Origin of the sequence: Chondromyces apiculatus DSM 436 (assembly GCF_000601485.1) — a bacterium.
GTDB lineage: Bacteria > Myxococcota_A > Polyangia > Polyangiales > Polyangiaceae > Chondromyces > Chondromyces apiculatus.
Genome location: NZ_ASRX01000028.1, coordinates 127,333 through 136,252, shown reverse-complemented (window position 1 = coordinate 136,252; position 8,920 = coordinate 127,333). Strand labels below are relative to the sequence as shown.

The following is an 8,920-nucleotide window of genomic DNA, read 5'->3' as shown; positions in this document are numbered from 1 at the left end:
AACCATTCACGCCTCTGCTGGCATGCCTCGACACGGCAGCATGACGCCTGGATTGGGCGCCCAAGTCGAGGCTAGCGTGCCCGCGTCTTTCTTCCTCCCCGCCTCCAGAAACGATCTCCATGCGCTCCCGACACCTCTCCACACCGCTCGCGTGCACCACTGCCCTCTTCCTCGGCCTCCTCGCTGCAAGCGGCTGCGGCTCCAGCGACGCCGACCCCCCCGGCAACACCACGGCCACCACCGGCACCCAGGGCGGTGAAGGCGGCCAGGGCGCCTCCCCCGGCGTCGGCGGGCACGGCGGCGAGGGCGCGCACGGAGGCGCGGGTGGGCACGGCGGACAAGGCGGCACTGGGGGTCAGGGCGGCACGGGTGGACAGGGCGGCACGGGTGGACAGGGCGGCACGGGCGGCGCAGGACAGGGCGGCGCAGGACAGGGCGGCGCGGGTGGACAGGGCGGCGCAGCGCCTGCCGTCTGCGGCGACGGCATCCTCGACGCGGGTGAGGCCTGCGACGACGGCAACACCATGGCCGGCGACGGCTGCTCCACCACCTGCACCCTCGAAGGTGCTGCGAGCATCTCCATGGGCGACTCCTTCACGTGTGCCCTGCTCCCCACGGGCGCCGTCAAGTGCTGGGGTGGCAGCAGCAACGGCCAGCTCGGCCAGGGCGACACCCTGAGCCGCGGCGAGGCACCCACCGACATGGGCGACGACCTCCTCCCCATCTCGCTCTACTGAACTCTCCGAAGCGGAGCCCCCCCGAAGGCCTGAAGAGAATCACCGGGTCACGCCCCCCCGCGTCAGCGCCACCACGAACTCCAGGAACGCCCGCACCCGCGCCGACGCCAGCGTCCGTGATCGGTGCAGCGCATAGGCCGGGAACCGCTCATCGGCCCACTCTGGCAAGAGCTGCACGAGCTTCCCCGCCGCGATCCTCTCCCGCGCGAACACCTCCAGCGGCTGCGCAATCCCGTGCCCACTCAGGCACGCATCCATCAGCGCCCCCGCATCGTTCACGGTCAGCCTCCCCGACACCTCCACCGGCACCACCTCCTCCCCCCGCCGCAGCTCCCACGCGAAGGGCATCCCCGTCACCGGGTTGCGAAAGTGGATGCACTCGTGCCCCGCGAGATCCCGCGGATGCGCCGGCCGCCCATGCCTGGCCACATACGCCGGCGCCGCGCAGGTCAGCACCCGCGTCTCGAACAGCTTCCGGCACGTCAGGCTCGACATCTCCGGCACCCCGAAGCGCACCGCCACGTCGAACCCCTCTGCGTCCAGATCCCCCAGCCTCTCGCGCACCGCATAGTCGAGCGACACCCCCGGATGCTGCGCCAGAAACGCCCCCACGCTCGGCCCCAGCACCAGGTGTCCGAACGCCGCGTCCACGTGCACCCGCAGCCTCCCCCGCACCTCGCGCGACGCCCCTGCCGCCTCCGTCGCCGCGTCCTCGATCCCATCGAGCAGCGGCGCCACCCCCTCGTGCAGCCGCCGCCCCTCCTCCGTGAGCACCACCGCCCGCGGGCTCCTGTCGAACAGCCGCACCCCGAGCCGCTGCTCCAGCCGCCCCACCGCCCGGCTCACCCCCGACGGCGTCATCCCCAGCACCTCCGCCGCCCGCGCGAAGTTGCCAGACTCCACGATGGCCGCCAGCACCGCCAGCCCGTTCAGCAGCCGAGGATCATGCGCCATGAAGACCACGATGACGGAGACCACGATGACGAAGACCACGATGACCAGGAGTCATCTTCGCCGTGACCAAAGATGCCTTTTTCATCCCCTTCCCCGCCACCACGATCTGCGTGCGCCCCGCAGTCCCCGGCGCACCCATCAGCGAGGTCCCCCATGGCATCCACGACCACGTCCACCACCCTGACGACGTCCTCTACGCCCACCGCCCTGACCACCCCCTCCCCCCTGCACGGCAAGCGCATCGTCCTCCTCGGCGGCACCTCCGGCATTGGCCTCGCCACCGCCACCGCTGCCGCCCGCGAGGGCGCCTCGGTCGTCGTCGTCTCCAGCAACCGCGCCCGCGTCGACCGCGCCCTCACCGCCCTCCCCGCCGGCAACGAAGGCCACGCCGTCGACCTCTCCGACGAGCCCTCCGTGCGCCGCTTCTTCGACGCCCTCGGCCCCTTCGACCACCTCGTCTTCACCGCCGGCGAATCCCTGAAGCTCGGCCCCCTCGCGAGCACCGACCTCACCGAAGCCCGCCGCTTCTTCGACCTCCGCTACTGGGGCACCTTCATGGCCGCCCGCCACGGCGCCCCCCACCTCCGCCCTGGCGGCTCCATCGTCCTCACCGGCGGCATCGCCAGCCTGCGCCCCCACCCCGGCTGGACCCTCGGCGCCAGCATCTGCGGCGCCATGGAAGCCCTCACCCGCGCCCTCGCCGTGGAACTCGCCCCTGTGCGCGTCAACCTGGTCAGCCCCGGCGTGGTGCGCACCCCCCTCTGGGACAGCATGCCCGACGACGCCCGCACCTCCCTCTACCGCGACACCGCCGCCTCCCTCCCCGTGGGCCGCGTCGGCGAGCCCGACGACATCGCCGAGACCTACCTCTACCTGATGCGCCAGCGCTTCAGCACCGGCCAGACCGTCGTCGTCGACGGCGGCGCCGTGCTGGTGTGACCACGACGCCGGTCCCACTGCGACGCCGCTCGAATCGCGGGGGCAGACAGGAGAACCGCCCGACGCGTGACGATGCAGTCCTTCGCGTCAGCAACCCGTCGATTGCGGCACCTGATCCTCGACGCTCCTGGATCCGACGTGGCGGAGCCGTTTCGTCGTGCAGACGTCATCACCGCAGCACCACGTCCAGGGCAAGACACTCCCAGACGCCATCGTTGGTGGGGACCACGTAGTGCTTCAAGCCCTGGGGAAGCACATCTCCAGTGCGATCCAGCTTGCGCGCCAGAGCGGCCATCCATGGCGACCGCTCGCGCCTCATCAGCGTTCGCGGATAAGCGCCGTCGATCCGGAGATGCTCGCGCACCGGCGCCGGCTGGAAGCGATGCGCGAGGGTGCCGGTGAACAGCAGCTCCACGCGGCTCCCGTCGCTGGTGTCCAGGGTCAGCATCGCGAAGCACCAATGGGCGAGGTAGCGAAACTCCTCCATGGGAGTGTCGTCGAGGTCGAGACCGGGGAAGACGATGCTGTTCATGGCTCCTCCACCGTGAGGATGGCCACTGTACCGCCTCCTTGAGGGCTCACGAACCGCTCAGGAGTCACTGCACGTCGTGCGCTGGCCCCTGGAGACCTTCAGGGACCCGCTGCACGTCGTGCACTGACCTCCTGAACGCCTTCAGGGACCCGTTGCACGCCGTGCACTGGCTCCTGGCGCGCCGCGCGGTGAGGGAGCATCCCGAAACGGGGCACCTAAACCCACACCATCCTCCAGAATTCCCGAGAGCCCTAAAATTCCAGTTGTTCGATTTACGTTCGGGTCTATGTTGCCTGGCGGATTGGGATGACATCCCGCGGCTGCGCGGAACCTCGACCATGGTGGATTCGGGGGACCGGGCGTGACGCAGGCAGAGAGGACATAGCCATGCGATTGCTTGGCGTTCAGCGCAGGTTAACGGTGTTCCGTTGGGATCTCGTGTATCTATTCGCCAACCTGGAGGCGGATGAGAGGGCCGAGATCGCGACGCTTGCGGCGCCCATTGGCGCACGTATCCAGGAGCTCAGGGCCGAGCGGGAGGCGCTCGAATTGGCCGAGGACGCGGCGCTCGTTTCGGCGGCGCGGCGCAACCGGCGCGACGAGAGCCTCGACACCATGCTCATCGAAATGGGCGGCGTGGTCCGGGCGAAGGACAAGCCGCTCTATGCGTCGCTGTTCCCGAAGCGCAATCCGAGCAAGACGGCGCGGCTGCCGCTTGCAGAGGAAGTGCAGGAGGTGACGCGCATCCTCGGGGAACTCTCGGCGCTGACCGAAGAGCACCCGGTGCACGCCGCCTACCACGCCCCGCTCACAGCGGCGAACGCGGCGCTGAAGACGGCGATGCAGAACGAGGATCAGGCCGACACGGCCCTGGCGCTGGCGCGATCGCGGGTCGTGCGGTTCAAGCTGGCGCTCGATCAGGCGCGCGTGGCCGTGCACGGGCAGCTCCTCACCCTCCTCAAAGACAAGGCCGCAGCCGACGCCTTCTTCAGGTCGTCGACGAAGCGCCCGGGTGACGAGGAGGAGGAAGAGGGCGAGGAGGAAGAGGGCAGCGACTCGGACGACGAGGAGACGACCGACGGGTCGGAGGCCAGTCCGGGGACGAAGCCCGAGGGACCCGTGAAGGCCGGCGCGAAGGCGAAGGGCGACACGGCGGCGAGGACCGACGCGGTCGCGAAGACCGACGCCATGGCCAGGGCCGACGTGAAGGCGAAGGGCCATGCGGCGCCGAAGGCTGACGCGAAGCCGAAGGTCAGCGCGCAGGCGGACGCCGAGGCTGCCCCGGCCGGGGACTGACCCGGCGCATTGCGCGTAGGACGCCGAGACGGCGCCGGCCGGGGCTAACCCGGTACATTGCGCGCAGCTCGACGGACCCAGCGCGGTCCATGGGACGTCATGGGTCCGACGCCATGCACGCGCACGCGCCTCGGGGGGGGGCGTGCCCGGATGAACGGGTGCGCTCCCCTCCCCTTTCATTGCCCCTCACCACTGGTGGCGACGTTTCTCTGCACGAGTCACCGTCGCTGACGAAGCACACCTCGCTGCAAAGGGCATGCGTTCACCTCGGGCCTGGCTTCGACCCTGACGCCTGTGGTGAAGTCGCGCGCCTCACCGCGGGGGTGTGAGGGGTGGCTGGGGAGGTCAGGAGAGGTCGACGCCGGAGACCTGGTGCTTCTCGGCGGCGTCGCTGGTGCGGGGGACGCCCTCGCGGGGCTCGGCGTCGAGCTGGTTGAGGCGGGCCTGGGGGAGGTAGCGGCCGCCGTCGAGGGTTTGCAGGTAGGCGACCATGCCCTCGCGGACGCGGGCGCGCAGGTCGAAGAGCTTGCTGGCGTCGGGGGCGGAGACGACGGCGCGGAGCTGCACGGTGCGCTCCAGGGCCTCGAACACCACCAGGGTGGCGGCACGGCCGTCCCAGGCTGGGTCGTCCTTGCAGAGGCGCTGGAGCTCCTCGCGCAGCCTGGGCACGGGGACGGCGTAGTCGGCGTGGAGCATGACGGCGCCGAGCAGCTCGGTGGAGGCCTTGGTCCAGTTCTGGAAGGGCTTCTCCAGGAAGTAGGTCATGGGCAGGACGATGCGGCGCAGGTCCCAGACTTTCACGACGACGTAGGTGAGAGAGATCTCCTCGACGGTGCCGAACTCACCCTCGACGACCACGGAGTCGCCGATGCGGATGGGCTGGGAGACGGAGATCTGGAGGCCGGCGAGCAAGGCGGCGATGGAGCGCTGGGCAGCGAAGCCGAGGGCGACGCCGGCGATGCCCGCGGAGGCGAGGAGGGAGACGCCGACCTGGCGGATGACGTCGAACTGGAGGAGCACCAGCGCGGTCGCGATGAGGACCACGAGGATCTCGGCGAAGCGGCGGAGGAGGGTGAGGCGGGTGCGGCTGGCGCGGATGTGGGCAGGGTCGCGGCCCTCGCGGCTGACGGCGTTGCACACGGTCTCGGTGGTGAAGGCGATGACCCGGAAGAAGAGCCACGCGACGGAGCAGATGAAGACCGTGCGGAAGAGGAGGCTCACGATGTCGCGCACGTCGGGGTCGAGGCGGAGCGCGGCGATGAGGGGGCCGAGGACGAGCAGGGTGACGAGGGCGCGCAGGGGGCCCTCCAGCTCGCTGAGGAGGAGGTCGTCCCAGGTGGCCTGGGTGCGCCGGGCGAGGCGCGCGCCGAGGCGGAGGGTGACCTTGCCCAGCACGGCGCCGAAGAACCAGGCGACGAGGAGGGCGAGGGCGAGGCCGATCCACTGCCAGAGGGCGACGTCGAGGAAGGTGATCTCGGTGAAGAAGGGCGGGAGGCGCTTCTCGACCCAGCCGGTGTGCAGGAACGAGCGAGGCGCGTCGGCGAGGGTGGCGGAGCCGAGGGCGGCGGAGCCGAGGGTCAGCGGCACTGTCCAGGTTCCTCCAGGGCGGCGCGGGCGGTCTCCTGGATGGGGCGAGGGACGCCCTTGTCGAGGAGAGGGGCGAGGCGCTTGTTCAAGTCGGCAGGGTGGATGCGGCTGAGGGCGGCGATGGCAGCCTGGCCGAGGCGTTCGTCGCGCTCGCCCATGGGGGTGCGGGCGCGCTGGGCGAGGGTGGTGAAGAGGGCGATGGAGTCGCGGTCGCACATTTCACCGAGGGCGAGGAGGGCGCGGGCGCGCACCTCGGTGAGCTCTTCGGGCTCCTCGGCGCGGGCGCGGACGACGTCGCGGTGGGCGATGGCGCGGCGGGCGCCGAGGGCGTCGAGGGCCTCGCCGCGGACCTCGGGGTAGAGGTCGGAGACGGCCCGGGCGAGGGCCTGGTCGGCGGCCTTGGCGGCGGCGGTGCGCGGGGTGGCCGGAGTGGCCGGAGTGCCCGGAGTGCGCGGGATGCCGACGGGGAGGGCTGCGAGGGCGCGGGCGGCGCGGGCGCGGACGAAGGTCCAGGGGTCTTCGCCGAGGCGGCGGGAGAAGGCGGCCTCGGAGCCCGCAGGCACGGCAGCACCGGCGGCGAGCAGCTCGGCGAGGGAGCCGATGGCGGCTTCGCGCACGCGCACCTCGGGGTCGGCGACGGCGGCGAGGAGATCGGGCGTGAGGGCGGAGGCGCGGGCGGCAACCTCGGCGGCGCGGGCGCGGATGTGGGGGTCGGGGTCGCGACGGAGGGCGGCGCGGAGCCAGGTGGTGGCGGCGGGGTCGCTGCCGCGCGCCAGCTCGGAGGCGGGGGCGAGGAGGAGGTAGCGGGTGTCGAAGGAGGCGCTCGGGGTGGCGAGGCGCTGGAAGGCGCGGGTGCTGCCCTCGACGCGGGCGAGGGCGGGGCCCATGGCGCGGAGGAGGTCGATGCGCACCTTCTCGGGGCGGAGGAGGGTCTGCTGGCTGGCGTTCTCGGGCGCGTTCTCGGGCGTGAGCTCCGCTTCGAGCGCGAGGCGGGCGCGGGGAGCCTGGGCCGCGACGGAGAGGGCGGCGCGCAGCTCGCGGCGGGTCGCGTCGTTGGCGGTGGTCATGGTGTCGAGCAGGGTCGTGATGGCGACGTCGGGGGCGGCGAGGGCCAGCTCGCGGGCCATGACGGTGAGCGCGGCGAGGTCGGGCTTGCGGGCGAGGATCTTCACGAGGGCGGGGGCGGCGGCGCGGCCGCAGCGGCGGACGCGGTCGTGGGCGTGGTGCGCTTCGGGCTCGGGTCCCTCGGGGAGGAGGGCGCCGCGCACCTTGACCTGCTTGCGCGCGGCAGCAGCGGCGGTGGCCGACTCGGCGAGGCGCTCGGCGAAGAAGTCGACGTGGTCGGCGCAGGAGGAGCCGTCGATGACGCCCATGGCGAGGAGGCGGCCTTGCTGGTCGAGGCGGGCGTAGCCCTCCATGGCGGCGCGGATGGCGGGAGGTCCGCTGCGGGCGAGGACGGCAGCGGCGGCGGTGGCGCGCGGGCCTCCGCCAGCGAGGGCGCCGACGAGGGCGTCGGGGGTCATGGCGTCGAAGTCGGTGCGGGCAGTGACCTCGCTGAGGGTGACCTGGGGGTCCTTCACGCCGCGGGGAGCCGAGGTGGTGTCGAGGACGAGGGCGACGCACGAGGCGTGCAGTTCCTCGGGCAAGGTGACCTCGAAGCCAGCGCCCACGGCGCTCCAGGCATCGGCGGGGACGGCGATGGAGAAGAGGCGATCCTCGGTGGCGAGGTAGAGCAGGCTGGGGGCGGCGCCGTCGACGCTCGCGGGGTCGGGAGCGGCGGTGGGGGTCGGAGAGGACGCGGTGGATTTCGGAGAGGCGGCGGGTGCTTTCGGGGAGGCGGCGTCAGGGCCTGCGATGGGCGTGTCGGTGAGGGGGCGGGAGGGGCGGATGCGCAGCTCCAGGCCGCGGATGGCGACCTCGCTCGGGGCAGAGAAGGAGATGAACTCGCCGCGGCCGGCGCCGGCCTTGGCCTCGGCCCAGGAGGTGACGGGGTCGCGGTCGGCGATCTCGGCGATGCGCTTGGCGATGGCGCTGGAGGCGGCGGTGGGGCGGAGGAGCTGGAAGCCAGGGGCGACGTAGGGGGTGTCGCGGCGGACGGCGGTGAGCTTCACGGCGCGGGCGCGCTCGGCGTCGGGGAGGTTCTGCACGGTGGCGCCGCGGGTGAGGGTCATGGTGGCAGGGTCGACGGCGCGGGCGGCGACCACGGTGGGTCTGCCGCAGAGGGTCACGTCGGCGCGGCGCTGGCCGACGATGACGCGGTGGCCTTTGCCGGCAGGTTCTTCGAGGATGATCTGGCTGCGCTCCTCGCCATGCTCGCCGCGCTGGATGTCGGTCCAGCCGCTCCAGAGGAGCACGGGGGCGCTCGGTTTGCCGGTGAGGGGAGCCGCGAGGAGGGCGACCCAGACGCCGGTGTCGCCAGGGATGTCGACGCGGGCGAGGCGCTTGCCGTCTTCGAGCTGCACGGTGCGGACGCGCGCGGCGCCCGCGGTGGCGAGGCGGCCGGCGATCTCGGTGGGGATGGTGAGGGGGTTGGCGCCGTCAGGGGTGCAGGGGGCCGCAGCGCAGGCGCGGGCGGTGATGGCGGAGGGGCCGACGCGGAGGGCGAGGGCTTGCTGGCCGGCGGCGGCAGGGACGAGGTGCGTGGGCTCGTCGGCGGCAGCGGCGACGGAGGTGGCGCCGGAGAGCGTGGTGAAGGCGCCGGCGAGGAGGGCGAGGAGGGGGAGCGCGGTGCGAGAGGGCGTGGGGAGGAGGGGGGGCCTCGGCGTCATGGGAGGCGCAGGGTAGTTTCCTGGTGGGCGGTGGCCAGCGAGATCGGCCGGGGGCGCGCCGAGGATGCCAGGAGCGCGTGGCGAAAGGGGCGCCGGAGCGCGCGGAG

Annotated in this window: 7 protein-coding genes; 3 read left to right on the top strand and 4 right to left on the bottom strand. The window is 72.5% G+C overall.

All coding sequences use genetic code 11. From position 1 onward, the window contains the following. Positions 1–119: 119 nt before the first annotated feature. A complete protein-coding gene (locus CAP_RS48285; protein ID WP_081865055.1) occupies positions 120–737 on the top strand; it encodes a hypothetical protein in 618 nt (205 codons plus the stop codon). A gap of 39 nt (positions 738–776) precedes the next feature. Here CAP_RS48285 and CAP_RS19630 read toward each other — a convergent pair whose 3' ends face one another. Then, positions 777–1,691 carry a LysR family transcriptional regulator gene (locus CAP_RS19630; protein WP_044243321.1) on the bottom strand — a complete coding sequence of 305 codons (915 nt, stop codon included), beginning with the start codon at positions 1,689–1,691 and terminating at the stop codon, positions 777–779. 153 nt (positions 1,692–1,844) lie between these two features. Here CAP_RS19630 and CAP_RS19625 point away from each other — a divergent pair, with 153 nt between their 5' ends. Further along, positions 1,845–2,630, top strand: a complete 786-nt coding sequence (locus CAP_RS19625) for an SDR family oxidoreductase (protein WP_081865054.1) — start codon at positions 1,845–1,847, stop codon at positions 2,628–2,630. 169 nt (positions 2,631–2,799) lie between these two features. Here the strand turns inward: CAP_RS19625 and CAP_RS19620 are convergent, their stop codons facing one another. Further along, the gene (locus CAP_RS19620; protein WP_044243245.1) at positions 2,800–3,162 is read right to left on the bottom strand and encodes a hypothetical protein; all 363 of its coding nucleotides are present in this window, start codon (positions 3,160–3,162) and stop codon (positions 2,800–2,802) included. A 438-nt stretch (positions 3,163–3,600) separates the two neighbouring features. On the opposite strand from CAP_RS19620, the gene CAP_RS19615 reads away from it, so the two are divergent. After that, entirely contained in the window at positions 3,601–4,458 is an 858-nt protein-coding gene (locus tag CAP_RS19615) for a hypothetical protein (protein ID WP_156040951.1), read from the top strand. 345 nt (positions 4,459–4,803) lie between these two features. Here the strand turns inward: CAP_RS19615 and CAP_RS19610 are convergent, their stop codons facing one another. Both CAP_RS19610 and CAP_RS55015 read right to left on the bottom strand, forming a co-directional pair. After that, positions 4,804–6,045 (bottom strand): mechanosensitive ion channel family protein, encoded by a 1,242-nt coding sequence (locus CAP_RS19610; RefSeq protein ID WP_052375521.1) that lies wholly within the window; start codon positions 6,043–6,045, stop codon positions 4,804–4,806. Beyond that, positions 6,036–8,813 (bottom strand): HEAT repeat domain-containing protein, encoded by a 2,778-nt coding sequence (locus tag CAP_RS55015; protein WP_052375520.1) that lies wholly within the window; start codon positions 8,811–8,813, stop codon positions 6,036–6,038. The genes CAP_RS19610 and CAP_RS55015 overlap by 10 nt, the downstream gene beginning before the upstream one ends. Between the last annotated feature and the right edge of the window lie 107 nt (positions 8,814–8,920).

Coding starts and splice junctions, on each gene's coding strand:
- CAP_RS48285 (WP_081865055.1), top strand. CDS start 120: ATGCGCTCCCGACACCTCTCCACACCGCTCGCGTGCACCACTGCCCTC.
- CAP_RS19630 (WP_044243321.1), bottom strand. CDS start 1,691: ATGGCGCATGATCCTCGGCTGCTGAACGGGCTGGCGGTGCTGGCGGCC.
- CAP_RS19625 (WP_081865054.1), top strand. CDS start 1,845: ATGGCATCCACGACCACGTCCACCACCCTGACGACGTCCTCTACGCCC.
- CAP_RS19620 (WP_044243245.1), bottom strand. CDS start 3,162: ATGAACAGCATCGTCTTCCCCGGTCTCGACCTCGACGACACTCCCATG.
- CAP_RS55015 (WP_052375520.1), bottom strand. CDS start 8,813: ATGACGCCGAGGCCCCCCCTCCTCCCCACGCCCTCTCGCACCGCGCTC.